Below are 20,639 nucleotides of genomic sequence, written 5' to 3'. Positions count from 1 at the left end.
TCCGAAAAGAAAAAGCCGGGTTAATTAACCTGGCTTTTTCAGCTTATAACAATATTATGCTATGAATGGATTATTTATTTGCATCAAGTTCAGCTTTTAGTGCAGCCAACTCATCGTCTACAGCAGTAGTACGAGCATCTTTCAATGCTTCAGCAAATTTATCATCTAAAGATTTGTCTTCATTAGCAAGTTCATACGCTGCGTCTGCCTCGTCATGCATTCTTTTAATTTTTTCTTCCATACGATTGAACGTAGCACCGACATCATTATGACCGACACCAGACATCGTATGATTAATTTTTTGTTGAGTTTTCGCTGCTTCTGCTTGAGCAATAAGCGTATTACGTTGATCTTTCATCTCAGTTACACGAGATTTTAACTCAGTTAATTGTGTACGAAGTTTATCAGCAGTTGATTTGGCACGATCATAACCTTCTTGAAGTTGATCACGTTTCTCAACTTGTTTCTTTTTATCAAGCAAAGCTTCACGGGCTAGATCTTCATTGTTTGCTGAAAGAGCTTGACGGGCTTGTGCATCACGACGAGCAACAAGTTCTTCGGCTTCTGACAACTCACGTTGGAATCTCTTTTCCACTGCCATTTGAGACGTTACTGCAGCTGTTACTTTCTCTACATCTTCATCAAGTTCACGAAGTACTTGATCAATAATTTTAACTGGATCTTCAATTTTATCAATGGCTGCATTTACATTAGCTTTACCAATACGGAATAATCTATCAAATATACTCATTTTTGGAATTCCTCCTTCGGATTAACACGATAATAGTTATACGTAATAATATCATAGTCGTTTCATGTTGTATTAGATTTCATCATTACATATATATGTTAACATTATTCAAGCGCTAATAATCCGATTGCGATAGCGCCACATAAACCCGCTTCATCACCTAATCCAGGAGCGATTACATATTGATCAATATTTTCCAATATCATCGGATGTTGAACATATCCGTTCAAATTTTGTTGTAATTGCTCATGAATAAGCGGAAAAAGTTGCTCTTGGTGCATTACACCACCACCCAAAATAATCTTCTCAGGTGAAAGCAATAATACGGTTGATGTAAGTGCTTGTGCAATATAATATGCTACTAGATTCCACGCTTCATGATCAACAGATAGTTCAGCGCCCTTCACACCATAACGACGTTCAATTGCTGGACCTGCTGCTACACCTTCGAGACAATCTTTATGATAAGGACAGAAACCTTCATACTTATCATCTGGATGACGCTTAACAGGAATATGTCCCGCTTCAGGATGTAGAAGTCCATGAATGAGATGACCTTCGGCATATACACCTACGCCTACACCAGTTCCTATCGTGTAATAAACACAGCTCTTCACACCTTTGGCACTTCCCCAAGTAGCCTCTGCAAGTGCAGCACCATTCACATCAGTATCAAAGCCAATCGGAACTTCGATTGTTTTTCGTAATTCCGCTAATATATTAAAATTACCCCAACCTGGCTTAGGAGTCGTTGTAATATAGCCATAAGTTTCACTTGATTTGTTCACATCGATTGGGCCGAACGTACCTACACCTAACGCATCCAATTGTTCATTAGCAAAAAATTCATTAATTTTCACCATTGCTATAGTAGGTGTTTCCGTAGGGAAACTAACTTTACGTTCAATCTGTCCATACTCATTACCAATACCACAGATAATTTTTGTTCCACCAGCTTCAATTGCTCCAATTCTCAACAAAAAAACCTCCTAAAACTTTTTTTGGATACTTGAGATACTACTTTGTAAAAAAAGCAGCTCCGAAAGCACATACTTTGAATCAAACATAACTTCACAACACAAAAATCCATTAGCCTATCTACAATAAATATAGATTAGATAATGGAATTTGTATACTATCTTCTAGGTCTCATCACTTGGCTGAATCGGTTCAACCTTAGCATTAACTTGACCCCTTAAAATATTTAACATTATGTGCTCCAGTCTATGTATTAATAAATTACTTAATAATTAATATCATCAATTACTTAACCGCATATAGTCAATATATATTTATATTCTTTCGCGATATATACATTTATTCTTAGTTAATACCTTCAAATTAATAAGTACCAACAAATAATTGCGAGCGCATTTGCGAGCGTTGAAGCCAGAATACCATAGCGATAACGTAGGCATGAGCAAATAATGCCTATATAAATAGTTTGTATCCATGCTAATAAAAAGTATTCATTCGCAACGATTAAAATCAAAAAATTTAACAAACTATATATCGCTGTTGTAATAAATCCAGACTTAAAAGGAGAATATATCCGATCTAAATACCCTTGTAAATATCCTCGAAATAATAGTTCCTCTATACTCTTTCCTACAACAATAAACATAATAATTGATATAAATAGAGATAAACTCCCATCCACCGGAACTCTTCCTAATGAATAGAAATTTAATAGAATGATTGGTAATGAAAGAATGATAGCACCAATTGATCCGCATGTAACTGACTTAAATATATTTTTACCAGTCCAGATAACATATCGATTCAACTTCACTTGAAATAAAATACATCCTACGACAATAAGTAATCCAACCAGACTTAACGTGAATAGTATCCAGCCATCCGAAGTAAATTCAATTTCTAGTCTACGATGCTCACCATGTAGCCACCATAATTGCTTATACAAAAGCATAGTCTCGATGATGACAAAGCTTGTAACGAATATAACTATTTTCCAAACTACTTTCTTACGTGCCACAATCACATATAAGAGAAGCATTACGAGAAGAAAAGGAAACAAGATCCATAACAATTCAAGTAATAACTCCATTATTGCACATCCTTTAGTAGAATAGAGGTTGTACCTCTTTACAAACTATCTAAAGTATATAGCAATTGCAATATTTTGTTAATACCTTTCTGTCAATGCATCTAAATAACGATAATTAAGCCTTGGCTAGTTCTAGAATACTAGCCAAGGCTTAATCTAATCTATTTTAGAAACATTTACTGTGTCCCATCAGAACTGTCCGATTGACCATCTGCCATCGCTGGCATCTTCATCTCGCCGTTCTCACCTTCTGGTCGTGTTGGCATATCACCATTAGGCATTGTTGGCATTTCACCGTCTGGCATCTTCATCTCGCCATTCTCACCTTCTGGACGTGTTGGCATCTCACCATTTTCATCCCTATTTCCACCCACTTGGCCTCGACCACCTCCCATTCCACCACCAAAGCCACCCATTCCGCCTTTAGCAGTCGTAATACCATTAGCATCTACATAAGTAATCATGTCAGCAATAGTGAAACTTACTACTTTATTGCCGAGAGAGCCTGTCGTATTTTCTGCTATGTTTAACAATTCATCCAATTCTGTTTGACCACCTGAGTACAAAGTATACGTTTGACCTTGTTCAATAAGCGGAGAACTAATCATTACGGACTGATACGTTTTGTCTGGTTCGAAAGCAACAATAATTTCCCCTGCTTCATTAGCTAATTGTACAAGTGTATTTGCTGCTTGAGTTTCTGTATAGTACATCAACATTGCAGGTTGAGTAGATGTATCCGACGTTGCTTGAGCCATTCCGCTAGAACCTACTGCGACTAATGTACCGCCCGACATATTGAATGTTCCGTCATAATCTAATGGTCCATTTCCGTTATCCTCAGGTCCATTAACTACTACCGTACCACCACTCATCTCAACGTTCCCATTAGAATCTAATCCATCTCCTTTTGCATTAACTTTGATTAGACCACCAGTTATTTTCAATAAAGCATCAGAATCTGTAGCAAAGCTTGCTCCACCTCTTCCACCAAATGCTGATTCATCATTGCCACCAGCAACATTAACCCCATCATCAGAGGCTACAATTGATATGTTACCGCCATTTATAGTAATTTGATTTCCTTCTAATCCTTCATAGCTTTCATTAACTTGTATAATTCCATCATTAATAGTCAACGTACTATCGGCATGGAAACCATCATCACCCGTTGTAATTGTATATTGTCCTCCATGAACATTTACAACGCCATTACTATGAAATGCATCATCAGCACTATTTACATTAAAAGTACCGTCATAGATCGTTAAGTCCGTTGCTGATTTAATACCTTTAGCACTCGTTGTATCATCGATTTGAGATTGGCTGCCTTCACCAGAAACAATATTGAATTGACCATTTTCAATAACAGCTGCTCCTATAGAATCAATACCATCGTTGCCTGAAGTAATTGCAAATGTGCCATCTACGATATATATAGCGCCTAATTCCTCTTCATTATCATTAGTAGATTTCATGGCATCGCCATTTACGTCTAATGTATATTTTCCTGCACGAATAGCAAGCACATCACGACCAATAATTCCGTCATCCGCAGAAGTTACAATATATGTACCATCTACTAATTTCAAAATATCTTTTCCAACGATCGCATCATTAAAGTTCGCGTTAACTGTTAATGTTCCTGTTCCATTGATCGAAAGATCATCCTTACTATACAAAGTTCCAGATGGCTCATCTGAATTATTTTCATATACATATTTAGAACCGTCTGATAGATTATTTTGCGTTCCTTCAGCTAGAGTAATGATCGTTTTCCCTGCTTCTTCGATATAGATAGCTGCGCTATTCTCATTATGAATAGTTGCACCATTAAGCACTAACTTTACATTTCCGTCATTTTCAAGTTTTACATGAATTTGACCATCATTAAGTTCACCACTTACTACGTATGTTCCTGGAAGAGCAATGGTAACGGTTGTCCCTTCAATAAACACACCGCTTGAAGCGGATGTCGTGATGGAATTACCATTCAGTTTAATTTGCTTAGATGAATTCTCATCCCAGCTACTATCTAAATCCTCCTCATCAAAGTCAGCTAACGATACTTTTGTCGTTGACCCACCATTCATATTTTCAGCGACTACACCTGACATTACCTCGCTAGAACTAGCTGTGCAACCTGCTAGCAATAAGCTCATCGTCAGCATTGAAATCCCAAACCATTGGTATATGTTCAACTTCATATTCTTCACTCCTAATTTGTACTATAATCTCATTATGGAGCCCCTAAATTAATTTGAAATTAGGGTGAACTTAAAGAATGATGAAAGTTTAAAAAATAAAAAAACCAATGAAGAACTCGATAGCGTTCTTCATTGGTTTTTTTTCGAACTGTATTATAGTTATCCAACTAGATATTACGAAATTTTATCGGTTGTAATCCACCTTACTACTGTTCATATCATTATTAATTAAACCGATTCTTTCGCATTCCTCATAAACATAAGTTTTAATAATGGTGGAGTAACGATTGTCGTCACAATAACCATAATAACGATAGATGTAAAATATTCAGGATGTAATAACTGTGATGAAAGACCAGTTGCCGCTATAATTAGTGCCACTTCACCACGAGATACCATACCCGCTCCAATGACAAGTGCTGGCTTAGACTTGAACCCTGTTAGTCTTGCCCCTAACCAACAACCTGTGAGCTTCGTCACAATGGCCATAATCGTTATTATGATTAAAAATCCGATCTGCTCACTAATACCTTCGAAGGATACATCAAGTCCAATACTTACAAAAAATACCGGAACGAAAAGTGTATAAGCAATCGGCTCAATTTTATGTTCAATGGTTTTTCTAAATGGTGTTTGTCCGACAGCTATACCAGCTGCAAAAGCACCAATAATTCCTGCCATATGCATATATTCTGCAAAGTAAGCAAAGCCAAAGCAAATAACAATCGCTAAAGAAATAACTGGCTCTGTTACTTTTAATTTTCCTAACCATTTCATTAATCGCGGTACGATAAATATACTCGCTAATACTATAACAACAAAAAATATTGCTTTATTAAGTACAAGCATTCCAATTGAACTACCTTCGTCCCCACCAGTAAAGCTCATCATAAAGGCTAATAAGATTACAACAAGAACATCATCAATGACAGCTGCCCCTAAGATTGTAGCGCCTTCCCTTGAATTTAATTGATCTAATTCCTTCAACACTTGAACTGATATACTTACAGATGTGGCACAAAATAACGTTGCAAAAAATAGTGAATGATTAGAACTGAAGCCAAAGGCCATACCGACACTATAACCACCGATAAATGGCAAGATAATTCCACCTATAGCAACGGCTAATGCAGATTTCCAAGTTTTTTTCATTTGTTCTAGATCTGTTTCTAGTCCTGCAATGAACATAAGTAATAAAACTCCGATATTAGCGAACGTAGTTAATAACTCATCACTTTGTACCCATCCAAGCAAGGCAGGACCAAGTACGATACCTATAATTAGTTTTCCTAATACAGCAGGTTGACCAAACTTAACTGAAATATGACCTGCAATTTTCGTTGCAAGTATAATAATAACGAGTGTAAAAATAAAATCCATTTGGATCCTCCCTTATGCAAACACCTGTTGAAATACCCATCAAAGCTGATTATGTTGCAAATAAGTGAGAGCATCCTTCATCCGTTCATTGTATATCTTATCTTCATTCGTGTTGTGGAAAACCACTTTCCCACTACCTTTACCTCTAGCCATACCGTATCGATGTAATAGCGCAGCAAGCCGTCGTACAGTCCCTGTACTCCCATCTACAATATCAATATGTGAAGGCAATATTTCTCGTAATAATGGCTTGAAATACGGATAGTGTGTACAGCCTAGTACAATGATTCCGTAATCTTCTAGATCAAAAGGTGCTAATTGCTCTAAAAAATACTCTTTCACTTCATCCGTATCATACTTCATACTTTCACAAAAAGGAACAAGCTTCTCCATTGGTAGGGAATCTACTATGCCGGAATCATCTACACGTGAAACAAGTGCATAATATTTCGGTAATGACAGTGTAAGAGGTGTAGCAAATACTAATACTCTTCGTCCTGTGGAATGATTCATCTCTACCGCTGGCTTTACTGCTGGTTCCATTCCGATGATAGGTAAATTAGGATATTCTTCGCGTAATGTTTCTACAGCGATACTTGTAGCTGTATTACAAGCAATAACGAGTGCGTCTATGTCATGTTTCATCATATCGTGAACGGTATCAAGAATATATCCATGTACTTCTTCTTTGGATTTTGTTCCATAAGGAACATGTAAAGTATCTGCAACAAAATAATAATCTTCCATTGGTATGCGTCGAATTGCTTCAGATAATACAGTTAACCCGCCCATTCCTGAATCAAAAATACCTATTGTCATCATAATCGTTCCCTTGCACTCAAAATCTTCTATGAATTAATCACAATTATTATCATAATACTCTTCACGCGATAGAACAATAACTCTCCATACAAAAACTTATAATAATTCTTTAATAATATGGGCGTCTTCTTTACCTTGTAGGGCATGGACAAGATTACGCGCAGCAAGTTTAGCCATATCATATCGAGTCGCCTCTGTTGCTGAACCAATATGCGGAGTTAGTACCACATTAGATAAAGCCAACAATGGGTGATCACTTGATAAAGGCTCCTGTGCAAATACATCTAAACCCGCACCTCTAATCTGACCGTGCTGCAATGCATCGATCAGGTCTTGTTCTATTACTGTCCCTCCTCGGGAAGCATTTATAAAGATAGCGTCATTTTTCATCTTAGCAAATTGTTCTTTACCAATCATATTTCTACTTTCATCCGTTAAAGGTAACATAATGACGATAAAATCAGATTGCTCCAGTAAGTGATCCATAGAAACATATGTTAAGCTCAATTGTGCTTCCACTTCCGGCTTTCGTGAACGGTTATAATACATAACTTCCATATCAAATCCGAGTGTCGCTCGCTTCGCGATGACTTCCCCAATTCTACCCATACCTATAATACCTAATTTCCGGTGATGAACATCGATACCAAAAAGTTTTTTTCCTTCATTCCCTTTCCAGTTTCCTTCTTTAATGTATGTATCTAATTCAGTAATTCTACGTGCAGTAGAAAGCATTAATCCCATGACAAGATCCGCAACTGTATCATCTAATATATATGGCGTATGCGTTCCAATTATTTTTCGTTGCTTTAACTGCTCAATATCAAAATGATTGTAACCAACACTCATTGTACTTACTACTTTCAAGTTCGGCGCTGCATCTAATAGCTTGTTATCTATTTTTACAGAACCACTATTGAAAAAGCCAACGACATCTTGTAAATAATGAAGTATTTTCTCAGGATTACGTTCTTCGTCTTTCCCCCATGTTTTGACAGTACAGTGCTCCTCAAGATATTGCAGCACATCGAGTGGCAATCTTCGATCTACAAATATTAGTGGTTTCATTGTTCTACCTTCTTTCAATATCGTTACTCTTATCGTACTGCAACTTGAAAATGAATACAACGAAAAGAGTTCTTTTTGCAGCCTCCCAACAGCAAAAAGAACTCTTCTACATAAGTACCATATTTTTCACTTTAATGGATTGAAAATAGCAGGTATACAAGCTATCATTAAAGTAACATATTTTTTTGTCCTCCTAACTTATTTATTCCTTCTCCCAAATATAGAATAACAAATTCATTACATTGATTCTGTAACTCACATTACAAAAAATCGAATAATGAATGAAAGGATGCTTACATTGAAAAAAATAGATACCATCAAGTTACGCGCCTCAATACCATTCTTTCAAGACATCGATCAACAGCTATTAGATCAGCTTACTCCATATATGAAGGAAGTAAGTTTCACAAAAGGTAATGTTATCTTTCATGAAGGCGATGAAGGCAATCAAATTTTCTTCATTCGAACAGGTATGGTTTGTATATATACTTCTAATAAAGCAAAACGTATTACGTTAGCTTACTTAGATAAAGGTGAGTATTTCGGAGAAATGGCACTTATGCAACCTGGTCTCCTACGTTCAGCTACTGCTGAAGCGATGACCTCTGTAAAAGCGTATGCGTTGCATCGTGCAGATTTTCAACAGTTAGTCGAAAAGGATCGCAATGTTCCCTTTCTCATATTAAATTATACGATGGAGCGTCTCCGCAAAGCGAACCAACAAATTTATGATTTGACTTTCCTCAACGTACAACATCGGATAATTCGTCGTTTGCTCGATCTTTGCAAAGAATTTGGAATCTTACTTGCTGATGGTGCTTATCAACTCACTGTTAAAATCACTCATCAACAACTTGCAGATGCAGTGGGAGCAGCTCGGGAAACCGTATCCAAAATATTAATTGATCTTCAAGATCAACAATTAATTATTTTCCAAAATAAAAAACTAAAAGTTCTCCAGTTAGCACAATTGGAACAAAAAATAGAAGGCTGGTATTATCCATCTCAACCTATCTCTTAGTAATGAAGGAGTTTCAATGTAATGAATATGATAATGAATGAAAAGATAAAAGCTTCTGAGGTAGAACTTACAGGACTTAGTGGTGAAGATCTTGGTACGATGACTACAAAAGCAGCATTAGAATTAGCTAAGCAGTATAAAGCTGATCTAGTGTGTACAAATATTTTTTCGAGTCCTCCTCCATGCCAATTAATGGCTAAAGGAATGGCAAAACAAACAAAAAATATCGAGAAGTCATTAGCTTCTCCAAAAAAAGTTAAAGAAATTCGCTTAACGCCTCATATAGAGGAACATGATTATGACACAAAAATCCGACAATGTGTAACTTTGCTTCAATCTGGGCATCCCGTTGCACTAATTGTGAAGATTCAAGGGAAGGAAGGCATAGTTGCCAAAGCTTTACTTGAACGAATGCTCATTACATTAAAACCTGATGGCACGAAGGAAGCTGGGATTCATGTAAGTGGTAAACAGGCTGCCGTCACTGTTCTACCAAAATAGAATAATTAGTAAAGCATATAAAGGGTGTAACAGTAGATCAGACCTATAGAAAGGTTCAATCTACTGTTACACCCTTATTATTGTATCTATTCGTTATTTCGTCTACTCTGTTCTTAGATTAGGATTAGGATTAGACAGTATACCGTTCAATTCTTTCATAAACATATCGATATCTTTGAATTGACGGTAAACAGATGCAAAACGAACATAGGCAACTTCGTCAACAGGATATAATTGTGTCATAACGATAGAACCAATATCGCTACTTTCTACCTCAGCTAGCGCAGTCGTTCTTAATTCTTTCTCAACTTCTGATACGATTACTTCCAAGCGCTCTACTGGTACTGGTCTCTTCTCACATGCACGGATTAAACCACGTAGTATTTTATCGCGACTAAATTCCTCACGACTTCCATCCTTCTTTATGACAATCAATGGAGTTTCCTCAACCATTTCAAAGGTTGTGAAGCGCCTGCTGCATTGCTCACATTCACGTCTTCGACGGATTGATTTATTTTCGTTAGCTGGACGAGAATCTAGAACCTTCGTACCAGAGTAATCACAGTATGGACATTTCATATAGAACCCTCCCTTCTTTTACCAATGATAACTTGTAATAAAACATTAAATATCGCACATAATACATTTACCAACCGCGAGGAGGTGAAAATAACATGGCACAAAATCGCAGCAGCAACTCATTGCTTGTCCCTCAAGCAACAGCAGCTCTTGATCGTTTGAAATATGAAGTAGCACAAGAGCTAGGAATTGCTATTCCACAAGATGGTTACTACGGTAACATCACAACGAGAGATGCAGGCTACATCGGTGGTTCAATCACTCGTCGTTTAGTTCAGATCGCTGAACAATCTTTAGCAGGTCAAAGTTAATATTATACCTTGTATAATGAACACAAGCTTTGGGGCTGTTCTTCCATCAGGAAGACAGTCTCAAGGCTATTATTCATTTTTAATTATTATGTGCGAGAAGAATATCATGTGTTTATTTTTTGATCTACAACAGTATAGCATAAAATACAAAATGCCGTATAGTTGTTGCATTTATCTATGATCTAATTATAATTTCGGGTATACTTCCTTATATTTATTATAATAATAAAAAACTTTTTGTACGTAGCGTCTTGTTTCACCAAATGGGATATCATCCGCAGTAGCAAATTCGCCTGACCAAGTACCTTGTTCAATCCATTTCGATACGTTGCCAGGACCTGCATTATATGCTGCAATAGCCTTAACTTTCTCTCCATCAAACTGACTCAACAAATGATTCAAATACCATGTACCTAACTCAATATTCATCGTTGGATCATGTAACAACTTTTCTGCTGGAATATGTTCTAAATTAGCACGCTCAATGATCCAATCCGAAGTCGTTGGCATTAACTGCATTAAACCAACTGCACCTTTTGGTGATTCACGGCCTGTTTGAAAATTGGACTCCACTCTAATTACGGCAGCGATAAGATGAGGATCAACATCATATTTTTCAGAACTTTCAACAATTACTCCATTATACTTTACTGGATATAATTGCTTCGTGATCCAATCAGATTTCCCAAATAAAAAAACGATAAAACAAATGACAACTAATAGTAATAACCGACTTCTAAATTTTTTTCTCTTCATACACTTACCAGCCTTTGAATAAGTTCAATCACTTGTTTCTCTGTTTGCTCAAGTGACCCAGAATTATCAATAACATAATCAGCTAATACTCTCTTTTGTTCAATATCCATCTGAATATCTACTCTAGAAGAGGCATCATCTAGCGTAATGTTATTTCTAACTACCAAACGCTCGATTTGAATTTCTCGAGATACATATACAACAACAATTGCTTCATATAAATGCATCTGTTTCGTTTCATATAATAATGGAATATCAGCAACAATAATAGTATTTGGATGTTCTGCTTTATAACGTTCTATTGTAGAAAGCATTCGTGTACGAATAGCTGGATGAGTAATCGATTCTAATGTTGCCAGCTTGTCCTTATCCGAAAAAACAATAGCACCTAAAGCTGCTCTATTCAGACTACCATCAGCATGTAGCACTGCTTGTCCAAAAAAGGAGGTGATCTCCTTAAGGGCAGGTTGCCCCTGCTCTACTATATCACGAGCAACCTGATCTGCATCAACAAGTAAGGCACCGTGCTTAACAAGCAGTCGACTAACTGTACTTTTTCCACTTGCAATACCGCCTGTCAAACCAATTAACAATGCACTCACTCCTTAAACTTTTCGTTAACTTCCTAATATACTACTTCGTATACGAAAAGTACTTAGGAAGCTGATTTTAAAAGAATTTACTAATCCCTAGTATAATTAATAGTAAGCCGGGTAAGCCACTGAAATATTTCACAATTGGGATATGTGCAAGTTTTTGACCTATTTTGGTTCCTACGATAAGAAATAACGCACTACATATAGCGATAATGATTGGTGTCATAATCGGATGAAGTCCTAGTAACGCAGCCCCAATTCCAGCTCCTAAAGAATCTAATGATAATGCAATGCCAAGCATTATTGCCTCAGACGATGAGATCGTTCCTGATGAATCAAAATCTGCCGTTTGTGGCGTACGTAATATTTGAATTACTAGACCTAGTCGCTTTAATTCTACGCGAAAAACTGTAGCAGTCGTTTGTAAAGAAACTGCATTAATTACATTATGTTCTGTTCGATCACTTTCTTGTTCATTATGATTTTCTACAATCTGATTCTTCTCAGCACGTTGATCTTTGATGCTTTGAAAATATTGATATAACGCCCACAATCCGATTAGCACTAGAATACTTGCACCTACATCATTGGCTAGAGTAGGAGACAAATATGCAGTCAACCATGCACCTGCTTGCATAGATACACCAATTACCACTCCAGAAAAACAAGAAATAATAATAATCGATAAAAATGGAATTGTTATTTTACGTAATCCGTACGTTATTCCAACTCCAAAGCTGTCCAAGCTTACAGCTACAGCTAGTATAGCCATTGAGGCGAAATGAACAAACAACATGATAGTTCCCCTTCCCACATCTACAATAGCGTAGTAGACGAATGCCTACGAACGTAACGTATCATATGCGGGGGAAGGAAAATGAGTGACATTGAAGCTGTAGTTCAAAAAATGGACTTTGATAACGATGTGATGCTGGACGCTTAGTCGACATCGAATATGAAGCGAACTTGGGATGTCCGGGTCTCGTGTACCTATTATGTACACTGGAGCTTCCTTCCTCCGCAAGTAGCGCTTCATCTTCTCGGTTCTGAAAGCCTACTTTTTGAACCTATATTGGAAGCTGTAGTTCAAAAACAGACTTTGATAACGATGTATCGCGATGTAGCTTACTCGATATCGGATATGATGTGAACCTACACCATTTTCATTTCAACTTCTGACAATGGGAACAAATATGAGTGCCTCTTCCACCAACGACAAACTTATGAATGGGTCTAGAGCAATTGTGACATTCTTCACCTTTACGTCCGTAGACTAGTAGTTGATGTTGGAACATGCCCATCTCACCTTGTCCATTGACGTATGATTTGATTGATGAACCTCCCGCTTCCACCGCTCTTGCTAATGTATCTACGATGGCACGGTGAAGTTTCTTCCATTCTTTAGTGGACAATGTATCAGGGGTACGTTCAGGATGAATTGCAGCGGTGAATAACGCCTCATCCACATATATATTTCCTAGCCCTACAATTAATTCTTGATTTAAAAGTAATGGCTTAATTTTCGAAGTTCGATGTTGCAATTTATCTTGTAGCAATTTAGCTGTAAATTGTTCTTCAAGTGGTTCAATTCCTAATTTACTTAAAGGTAAATTCGTCATTTCTTCTCCTGCCTTGAACAAGTGCATCGTACCGAATTGACGAATGTCTTTGTATCTAAGCTCAGTACCATCTGTGAAAGTAAATAGTACATGTGTATGTTTCTCTACTTCTTCATCCGCAGAAAAAACTCCATAACGACCTTCCATTCGAAGATGCGAAACAAGAACGAGATCATTACATACAATTCGAATGAATTTCCCTCTTCGCTCAACCGACAGAATAGTCTGTCCAACTAAAGCATCACAAAATTGCTCTATTTCTGCTGGTCGTTGAATAATGCGTGGGAGTAATACTTTTACTTGTATAATCTGCTTCCCTTGAACAAGCTCTGTTAGCGTGCGGGTAACAGTTTCTACTTCTGGTAATTCTGGCATACTGCTCACCTCAATTTAGTTACTAATAGATGTAAGCATAAGAGGTTAGTCCTCTTATGCTTACAATTACATCTCTATTTCGCTTCATACCAGCTATTGCCGAAGCTTACATCAGCGCGTAGTGGCACATCTAATTGGATAGCCTCTGACATCACTTCTGGTACTAATTTTTTCATTAACTCAAGCTCATGTGGAGGAACTTCAAATACTAATTCATCATGTACTTGTAATAACATACGACTTTCTAATTGACGATCCTTTAACGTTTGCTCCATACGAACCATCGCTAGCTTAATAATGTCAGCGGCAGTTCCTTGTATTGGTGTATTCATCGCGATACGTTCTGCGAATGAACGCAAATTAAAGTTTGAAGAATGAATATCAGGAACGTAACGACGACGATCAAGTAAAGTTAAAATATAGCCATTGCTTTTCGCCTCAGCTACGATATCGTCCATGTATTTTCGGACACCACTAAAAATATTGAAATATTGTTCAATAAATTGAGCAGCTTCTTTCCTCGTAATTCCTAGATTCTGAGATAGGCCGAAATCGCTAATACCATATACAATACCGAAATTAACAGCTTTGGCTGAACGACGCATATTACTATCTACTTCTTCAGCTGTTACGCCGAATACATCCATCGCCGTCTTCGTGTGAATATCCATATTATGAATAAACGCTTCTTTTAATTTCTCATCACCGGAAATATGTGCCAATACACGTAGCTCAATTTGCGAGTAATCCGCTGCTAATATCGTCCAACCCGCTTCAGAAGGAACAAAAGCTTTGCGAATCTTTCTTCCTTCTTCAAGTCTAATTGGGATATTTTGCAGATTAGGGAATTGACTACTAAGTCTGCCTGTTGCAGCAATTGTCTGACGATAGTACGTATGAATCTTTCCAGTAGTTGGATTAACCTCTTTCAACAAACCTTCTACATATGTTGATTGAAGCTTAGAAAGCTGTCTGAAATTCAATATATGTGTGATGATCGGATGATAAGGCGCTAGTTCTTCTAACACTTCCGCATCAGTGGAGTATCCTGTTTTTGTTTTTTTCTTTGCAGGAAGAGCTAACTTCTCAAAGAGAACTTCTCCTAATTGCTTCGGTGAACTAATCTTGAATTCCATCCCAGCTAATTCATAAATGCTCGCTGTAATCAATTTAAGTGCAGCTTCAAGCTCAACACCTTGATTTTCTAGTTCACTACTAGCTACTTTAATGCCCTGTAGCTCCATCTTTGCAAGAATTCGTGATAATGGACCTTCAAGATCGTAATAAAGTGAAAGCATAGACATCTGTTCTAATTCTTCATTCAATAGCGGAACTAACTTCTCGACTGTTCGAGCCTTTAACGCTAAATGCTGAAACAGCTTCTCATCTTCAGGTAACTTTAGCTTAGCACCTTTACCATAGACTTCATCATCCGAAACCAAGCCATATACGTTATGTCGCTCAGCTATCGTGTATAGTAGTTGATTACCGTCGGTAGGATCTAATAAGTAAGCCGCCAATTGTACATCAAATTTCGCACCACCAAGCTTTACACCGATCCAACTTAACACTAATTCGGATTTATGCAGATCATATCCGTACTTAGGCTTGTCTTCATTGGATAGCCAATCACAAAACGGTTGAAGGAAAGGCTCAGTCAATTGATCTTTCGCAATAATATAGACATCATCTTGGAATGAAATAGACAACCCTTCAAAGCTTGCTTGATGTGGATTATCTCCTATTGCTTCGATATATAAGCCATGCTCAGCACTTTGCTGAATTGCTTGCATAAGGTCATTCACTACATTTGCATCATTGTCATTAGCGATAACATGAATGCTTAAAGATTCAATAGCTGAGCGCGCTTCTTCCACAGAAGAACCACTTTCAGTTGATAATTGTAATCGCTCAATCAGTGATTTGAATTCTAGTTTTTGTAATTGCTCAGCAAGCTGGCTATGATCGTAACCATTAAATTGCATTTGTTCTTCATTGTATTCGAGTGGAACTTCACGGAAAATCGTCGCTAATTTCTTACTCATAATAGCTGATTCTTGATTGTTTGTTAGATTTTCTTTCAATTTCCCTTTTTGTGCATCAAGATTAGCTAACACTTCTTCAACGCTAGGGAATTGATGCAATAGTTTAAGTGCTGTTTTCTCACCTACACCAGGTACTCCTGGAATATTATCTGAAGTATCACCCATTAGACCCTTCAGATCAATAATTTGTAGCGGAGTTAATCCATATTTCTCAGTAATCGTTTCAGGAGAATATAATTCAATCTCGCTGACACCTTTTCGAGTAAGAGCAATCGTAACATGCTCCGAAGCAAGCTGTAGCATATCTTTATCACCGGATACTACCATCGCCTCTACGCCTTGCTGATCCGCCAATTTCGTTAACGTACCAATAATATCATCGGCCTCATAGCCAGACAATTCATACTGCTGAATACCGAAAGCTGTTATCAGTTGCTTTAATATAGGAAATTGTTGTGATAACTCAGGAGGAGTTTTTTGACGTCCACCTTTATAATCCTCGAATTGTTCATGTCTAAAGTTAACTTTACCTGCGTCAAATGCTACAAGAATATGACTTGGTTTATGCTCTTCAATCAGCTTCAAAAGCATGGTCGTGAATCCATATATCGCGTTTGTTTGCATGCCTGAAGAATTCGTAAGAGGTGGCATAGCGAAAAATGCACGATATGTAATACTATTTCCATCAATTAACATCCATTTACTCATATGTGAAGCTGCACCTCATTCTATTAACAATTTAGTTCTATTTCATACTTTTCATCTACCTATTACTATAACTTTACACTAACGAAAAGTTACATCAAAGTATATGTTACTATGATACCACAAAAAGGACCTTCCCTAATCATTACGATTAAAGGAAAGTCCTAATTTGTTCATTATTTTTATGCATTAAGATCAGGCCTTTTCCCAGTTACAAGATAAACCACACTTTCACCGATATTTGTCGCATGATCACCAAAGCGTTCCATATATCGTCCAACAAAGCTTAACAACTGAGCTTGTGCAATATTACGTGGATTTTCCATCATAAGAAGTAATAATTCACGCATCATTTGACCATAAAGTGCATCGACTTGATCATCATCTTTAGCCATCTTATAGGCAAGATCAACATTTTCATGAACAAATGATTGAATTGCTTCGTAAGTCATGTTGCGAATAATTTCACCCATACGTGGCAAATCAATAATAGGTTTAATTAATGTTTCACCATCAATCTTAATTACAGCTTTAGCAACATCTAATGCAAGATCACCCATACGCTCAAGATCATTAGCAATACGGAAAGCTGCAATAATTCTCCGCAAATCTTTAGCAACTGGTTGTTGCGTAGCAATGAGTTTCAACCCTAATTCTAAAATCTTCTCTTCCATATCATTGACATGGATGTCATCTGCAACAACTTCTTTGGCTTGCTCAATATTATTATTCTTTAATGCAGTAACTGCCTTCTCAATAGCACCCTCAACTAATTCTCCCATTTCCACAAGCCATTGATTCAATTGCTCAAGTCCTTGATCAAACTCTTTACGCATTATCATAATAGTTTCCTCCCCATATATAGAGCCATAATAACTTCAATCAAGTACGCGAATCTTTGAACTATCCGTGAGGATGGTTCAATAGGAGCCCACTCTACGATGCAAACACTAGCACGAAGCTGCGATTCTTTGAACTATCCATGAGGATGGTTCAATAGGAGCCCCAGAACCACCAGAGATGCCCAACATACTTCGAAGCATAGATCACTTGTCAGCACCAAGAAGATGACATGAAGCTAGTGAAGCGAAGCGCGGAGTGTACGTTACTGGTACACGAGCACTGGAGCAAGCGATGAATGGCATATTCGCCGTCGAATCAGCAACGTCAGCGTAATCATCGTGATCACAAGCGATATCAGCCGAAGCGTCCTGAGATGTAGTCCTCGGTACGTCTATCCCCCGGATTCGAGAACAACTTTTCTGTTTCGTCGAACTCAACAACTTCGCCATTTAAGAAAAATACCGTTTGATTTGATACACGCGCTGCTTGATGCATATTATGAGTAACCATTACGATCGTATATTTGTCGCGAAGATCTTGAACAAGCTCTTCAATTTTCAGTGTAGAGATTGGATCAAGAGCAGAAGTAGCTTCATCCATTAACAAGATATCAGGGTTAACAGCCAAAGCACGTGCAATACATAAACGCTGCTGTTGTCCACCTGAGATCGATAGCGCTGAACGTTTCAAGTGATCCTTCACTTCATCCCATAGCGCAGCTGATTTCAAGCTTGTTTCTACAATCTCATCTAACTCTTTCTTGTTAGTCGTACCGTGAAGACGTGGACCATATGCGATATTATCATAAATTGATTTTGGGAATGGATTTGGCTGTTGGAAAACCATACCTACTTTTTTGCGAAGCGTCTCTACGTCCACTTCATTAGAATAAATATCTGTACCACTAATGGTTAATTGACCTTCAATTCTTGTACCTATGATCATATCGTTCATACGATTAAGAGTACGAAGTAATGTTGATTTTCCACAACCTGATGGTCCAATAAAAGCAGTTATTGCTTTGTCAGGAATTGTTAAATTCACCTTCTTCAATGCGTGAAAATCTGTGTAAAATAAATCTAAGTCTTTTGCTTCAATTAAAGTAGCCATAACTCATTCCCTCATTTCTGTTCGTAATTAATTAAAATTTCTTCTGATATCTGTTACGAATAATAACAGCCGAGATATTTAACAAGATCAGTATGGCTAGCAAAATAATAATCGCGCTTGCTCCCAAATCTTTGAATTCTGCTTGTGGTCTTGAAATCCAGTTGTAAATTTGAATTGGCATTGCTGTAAATGCATCGGTAAGACTTTGCGGTAGAAATGCAACATACGTAGATGCACCAACAATTATTAGTGGTGCCGTTTCACCGATTGCACGAGAAACAGCTAGAATAACACCTGTCAATATACCTGGAATGGATGATGGTAACACCGAACGCGATACAGTTTGCCACTTCGTAGCTCCTAAAGCAAAGGAAGCATCTCTTCTCGAACGTGGTACTGCACGAATTGCCTCTTGAGAAGCTACTATAATCACTGGTAGTACTAGTAAAGTCATCGTTAACGCACCAGATATTAAGCTCTTCTCAAGTCCTAACATACGTACAAACAATGCAAGACCCAAAATACCGTACACGATAGATGGAACACCAGCTAGAGTACTAATATTTAATTGAACCATCCGTGTAAACTTGTTTTTCGGCGCATACTCTTCAAGATAAATGGCAGCACCTACGCCCATTACGAAGGATAGTGGTATCAAAATTAATAATATATAAAGTGACCCCATTAAACCTGACTTCATTCCAGCATTTTCTGCTTTACGTGAAGGGAAGTTAGTGAACAAGTCAGGAGATAAATGCGCCCAACCATCAATAATAATATCTACAATTAGGACCGTTAAAGCAATAATTCCAACTGATGTTGCAAGCAAGAATAACGTGTGCAATAAATGATCTTTGAGACGACGATTAGCGATTTGTTGGCGATTCGCATCTTGAAATATATTCATCTTAGTACTCCTCTCTAAAGCGTTTTGAAATGTACTGTGCAAGGATATTCAATAAGAACGTAAAGACGAATAATGTCATACCTACTGCAAAGATTGATCCATACTCTACACTTCCACGCGCTACATCACCCAAACTTACTTGTACAATGTAAGCAGTCATCGTTTGGATACTATCCAAAGGATTAAAGGTTAAAGTTGGTGTAGAACCTGCTGCCAGTGAAACAATCATCGTTTCACCTAAAGCTCTAGAGAAAGCAAGGACAGCTGATGAAACAATACCAGAAAATGCTGCCGGCACAACGATTTTCAATGCTACTTCAAATCTAGTTGCTCCTAATGCGTAAGCACCATCTCTTAATGATCTTGGTACTGCACTCATAGCATCTTCGCTTAATGAACTAATCATCGGAATGATCATAATCCCTACAGCAATACCTGCGCTTAAAGCGTTGTATACACCCGCTCCTGGGAAAATAAACTGTATAACAGGAGTAATAATACTAATTGCAAAATATCCATAGACAATGGTAGGAACGCCTGCTAATACTTCAAGTATTGGCTTTACAATTCTTCTAACTTTGTCCGGAGCATATTCAGATAAATATATCGCGCTAGCCAATCCAATTGGTAAAGCTACAACAATTGCAATCGTTGTAATCATTAAAGTACCAGTAAGTAGCGGTAAAATACCGAAGCTTTGTGGTTGAATGAGAGCAGACCATTTTGTTCCAAATAGGAAATCTTGAATCGGAACTATTTTGAAGAAATTAATTGTTTCAGATAATAGCGTGATCACAATGCCTATCGTTGTTAGAACGGATACAATCGCACATAAAAATAGTAGTACAGGCATCACTTTATTCATTACACTTACACGACTATTTTTAAATGGATTGCTATACTCATTAGCATCTGCGCTCAATGTTGACTGTGACTTGTTCGGCATTTACTTTGCCTCCCTTATTGTTTACAATT

General features: G+C 37.4%; 20 protein-coding genes. 3 read left to right on the top strand and 17 right to left on the bottom strand.

What is annotated here, in order from left to right; translation table 11 throughout:
• Window positions 1-70: 70 nt before the first annotated feature.
• The 7 genes from NV377_RS17110 to NV377_RS17080 all read right to left on the bottom strand — a co-directional run bounded on the left by NV377_RS17110 (window position 71) and on the right by NV377_RS17080 (window position 8,296).
• Window positions 71-751: a PspA/IM30 family protein gene (locus NV377_RS17110; protein WP_258202013.1), complete on the bottom strand. Its 681-nt coding sequence runs from the start codon at window positions 749-751 to the stop codon at window positions 71-73.
• Window positions 752-855: 104 nt separating this feature from the next.
• Entirely contained in the window at window positions 856-1,731 is an 876-nt protein-coding gene (locus NV377_RS17105) for an ROK family protein (protein ID WP_258202012.1), read from the bottom strand.
• Between the two features lie 356 nt (window positions 1,732-2,087).
• Window positions 2,088-2,819, bottom strand: coding sequence for a CPBP family glutamic-type intramembrane protease (locus NV377_RS17100; RefSeq protein ID WP_258202011.1), 732 nt, complete (start codon window positions 2,817-2,819; stop codon window positions 2,088-2,090).
• Between the two features lie 176 nt (window positions 2,820-2,995).
• A complete protein-coding gene (locus NV377_RS17095; RefSeq protein WP_258202010.1) occupies window positions 2,996-5,026 on the bottom strand; it encodes a carbohydrate-binding domain-containing protein in 2,031 nt (676 codons plus the stop codon).
• Window positions 5,027-5,254: 228 nt separating this feature from the next.
• Entirely contained in the window at window positions 5,255-6,406 is a 1,152-nt protein-coding gene (locus tag NV377_RS17090; RefSeq protein ID WP_258202009.1) for a cation:proton antiporter, read from the bottom strand.
• Between the two features lie 39 nt (window positions 6,407-6,445).
• Entirely contained in the window at window positions 6,446-7,225 is a 780-nt protein-coding gene (gene murI, locus NV377_RS17085) for a glutamate racemase (RefSeq protein ID WP_258202287.1), read from the bottom strand.
• A 99-nt stretch (window positions 7,226-7,324) separates the two neighbouring features.
• Window positions 7,325-8,296: a 2-hydroxyacid dehydrogenase gene (locus NV377_RS17080; protein ID WP_258202008.1), complete on the bottom strand. Its 972-nt coding sequence runs from the start codon at window positions 8,294-8,296 to the stop codon at window positions 7,325-7,327.
• 298 nt (window positions 8,297-8,594) lie between these two features.
• Between NV377_RS17080 and NV377_RS17075 the strand changes: the two genes are divergently transcribed.
• Window positions 8,595-9,317, top strand: a complete 723-nt coding sequence (locus NV377_RS17075; protein WP_258202007.1) for a Crp/Fnr family transcriptional regulator — start codon at window positions 8,595-8,597, stop codon at window positions 9,315-9,317.
• Window positions 9,318-9,338: 21 nt separating this feature from the next.
• Window positions 9,339-9,818: a translation initiation factor IF-3 gene (infC, locus tag NV377_RS17070; RefSeq protein WP_258202006.1), complete on the top strand. Its 480-nt coding sequence runs from the start codon at window positions 9,339-9,341 to the stop codon at window positions 9,816-9,818.
• Window positions 9,819-9,920: 102 nt separating this feature from the next.
• Here infC and nrdR read toward each other — a convergent pair whose 3' ends face one another.
• Window positions 9,921-10,397 (bottom strand): transcriptional regulator NrdR, encoded by a 477-nt coding sequence (gene nrdR, locus NV377_RS17065; RefSeq protein ID WP_258202005.1) that lies wholly within the window; start codon window positions 10,395-10,397, stop codon window positions 9,921-9,923.
• A gap of 95 nt (window positions 10,398-10,492) precedes the next feature.
• On the opposite strand from nrdR, the gene NV377_RS17060 reads away from it, so the two are divergent.
• A complete protein-coding gene (locus NV377_RS17060; RefSeq protein ID WP_258202004.1) occupies window positions 10,493-10,708 on the top strand; it encodes an alpha/beta-type small acid-soluble spore protein in 216 nt (71 codons plus the stop codon).
• Window positions 10,709-10,894: 186 nt separating this feature from the next.
• On the opposite strand, the gene NV377_RS17055 is transcribed toward NV377_RS17060, so the two are convergent.
• The 9 genes from NV377_RS17055 to pstC form a co-directional block, all read right to left on the bottom strand.
• A complete protein-coding gene (locus NV377_RS17055) occupies window positions 10,895-11,464 on the bottom strand; it encodes a lytic transglycosylase domain-containing protein (protein ID WP_258202003.1) in 570 nt (189 codons plus the stop codon).
• Window positions 11,461-12,066 carry a dephospho-CoA kinase gene (coaE, locus tag NV377_RS17050; protein WP_308860160.1) on the bottom strand — a complete coding sequence of 202 codons (606 nt, stop codon included), beginning with the start codon at window positions 12,064-12,066 and terminating at the stop codon, window positions 11,461-11,463. The genes NV377_RS17055 and coaE overlap by 4 nt, the downstream gene beginning before the upstream one ends.
• Before the next feature lie 67 nt (window positions 12,067-12,133).
• Window positions 12,134-12,856, bottom strand: a complete 723-nt coding sequence (ytaF, locus tag NV377_RS17045; protein WP_308860158.1) for a sporulation membrane protein YtaF — start codon at window positions 12,854-12,856, stop codon at window positions 12,134-12,136.
• Window positions 12,857-13,223: 367 nt separating this feature from the next.
• Window positions 13,224-14,054: a DNA-formamidopyrimidine glycosylase gene (gene mutM / locus NV377_RS17040; protein WP_258202001.1), complete on the bottom strand. Its 831-nt coding sequence runs from the start codon at window positions 14,052-14,054 to the stop codon at window positions 13,224-13,226.
• 74 nt (window positions 14,055-14,128) lie between these two features.
• Window positions 14,129-16,807: a DNA polymerase I gene (gene polA, locus NV377_RS17035; RefSeq protein WP_258202000.1), complete on the bottom strand. Its 2,679-nt coding sequence runs from the start codon at window positions 16,805-16,807 to the stop codon at window positions 14,129-14,131.
• Between the two features lie 179 nt (window positions 16,808-16,986).
• A complete protein-coding gene (gene phoU, locus NV377_RS17030; RefSeq protein ID WP_258201999.1) occupies window positions 16,987-17,646 on the bottom strand; it encodes a phosphate signaling complex protein PhoU in 660 nt (219 codons plus the stop codon).
• A 355-nt stretch (window positions 17,647-18,001) separates the two neighbouring features.
• Complete coding sequence (pstB, locus tag NV377_RS17025; protein WP_258201998.1) at window positions 18,002-18,757, bottom strand: phosphate ABC transporter ATP-binding protein PstB; 756 nt, start codon at window positions 18,755-18,757, stop codon at window positions 18,002-18,004.
• 31 nt (window positions 18,758-18,788) lie between these two features.
• Window positions 18,789-19,664 carry a phosphate ABC transporter permease PstA gene (gene pstA / locus NV377_RS17020; RefSeq protein ID WP_258201997.1) on the bottom strand — a complete coding sequence of 292 codons (876 nt, stop codon included), beginning with the start codon at window positions 19,662-19,664 and terminating at the stop codon, window positions 18,789-18,791.
• 1 nt (window position 19,665) lies between these two features.
• The gene (pstC, locus tag NV377_RS17015; RefSeq protein ID WP_373425833.1) at window positions 19,666-20,529 is read right to left on the bottom strand and encodes a phosphate ABC transporter permease subunit PstC; all 864 of its coding nucleotides are present in this window, start codon (window positions 20,527-20,529) and stop codon (window positions 19,666-19,668) included.
• Between the last annotated feature and the right edge of the window lie 110 nt (window positions 20,530-20,639).

Source organism: Paenibacillus endoradicis, from assembly GCF_024721975.1.
The sequence above is the reverse complement of the archived record's forward strand: the minus strand, read 5'-3'. Positions and strand labels throughout refer to the sequence as shown.

What these genes read in the sequence shown, in the direction of transcription:
- NV377_RS17110 (WP_258202013.1), bottom strand. Translation starts at nt 751, where the DNA reads ATGAGTATATTTGATAGATTATTCCGTATTGGTAAAGCTAATGTAAAT.
- NV377_RS17100 (WP_258202011.1), bottom strand. Translation starts at nt 2,819, where the DNA reads ATGGAGTTATTACTTGAATTGTTATGGATCTTGTTTCCTTTTCTTCTC.
- NV377_RS17095 (WP_258202010.1), bottom strand. Translation starts at nt 5,026, where the DNA reads ATGAAGTTGAACATATACCAATGGTTTGGGATTTCAATGCTGACGATG.
- NV377_RS17090 (WP_258202009.1), bottom strand. Translation starts at nt 6,406, where the DNA reads ATGGATTTTATTTTTACACTCGTTATTATTATACTTGCAACGAAAATT.
- murI (WP_258202287.1), bottom strand. Translation starts at nt 7,225, where the DNA reads ATGACAATAGGTATTTTTGATTCAGGAATGGGCGGGTTAACTGTATTA.
- NV377_RS17080 (WP_258202008.1), bottom strand. Translation starts at nt 8,296, where the DNA reads ATGAAACCACTAATATTTGTAGATCGAAGATTGCCACTCGATGTGCTG.
- infC (WP_258202006.1), top strand. Translation starts at nt 9,339, where the DNA reads ATGAATATGATAATGAATGAAAAGATAAAAGCTTCTGAGGTAGAACTT.
- nrdR (WP_258202005.1), bottom strand. Translation starts at nt 10,397, where the DNA reads ATGAAATGTCCATACTGTGATTACTCTGGTACGAAGGTTCTAGATTCT.
- NV377_RS17060 (WP_258202004.1), top strand. Translation starts at nt 10,493, where the DNA reads ATGGCACAAAATCGCAGCAGCAACTCATTGCTTGTCCCTCAAGCAACA.
- NV377_RS17055 (WP_258202003.1), bottom strand. Translation starts at nt 11,464, where the DNA reads ATGAAGAGAAAAAAATTTAGAAGTCGGTTATTACTATTAGTTGTCATT.
- ytaF (WP_308860158.1), bottom strand. Translation starts at nt 12,856, where the DNA reads ATGTTGTTTGTTCATTTCGCCTCAATGGCTATACTAGCTGTAGCTGTA.
- mutM (WP_258202001.1), bottom strand. Translation starts at nt 14,054, where the DNA reads ATGCCAGAATTACCAGAAGTAGAAACTGTTACCCGCACGCTAACAGAG.
- polA (WP_258202000.1), bottom strand. Translation starts at nt 16,807, where the DNA reads ATGAGTAAATGGATGTTAATTGATGGAAATAGTATTACATATCGTGCA.
- phoU (WP_258201999.1), bottom strand. Translation starts at nt 17,646, where the DNA reads ATGATAATGCGTAAAGAGTTTGATCAAGGACTTGAGCAATTGAATCAA.
- pstB (WP_258201998.1), bottom strand. Translation starts at nt 18,757, where the DNA reads ATGGCTACTTTAATTGAAGCAAAAGACTTAGATTTATTTTACACAGAT.
- pstA (WP_258201997.1), bottom strand. Translation starts at nt 19,664, where the DNA reads ATGAATATATTTCAAGATGCGAATCGCCAACAAATCGCTAATCGTCGT.
- pstC (WP_373425833.1), bottom strand. Translation starts at nt 20,529, where the DNA reads ATGAATAAAGTGATGCCTGTACTACTATTTTTATGTGCGATTGTATCC.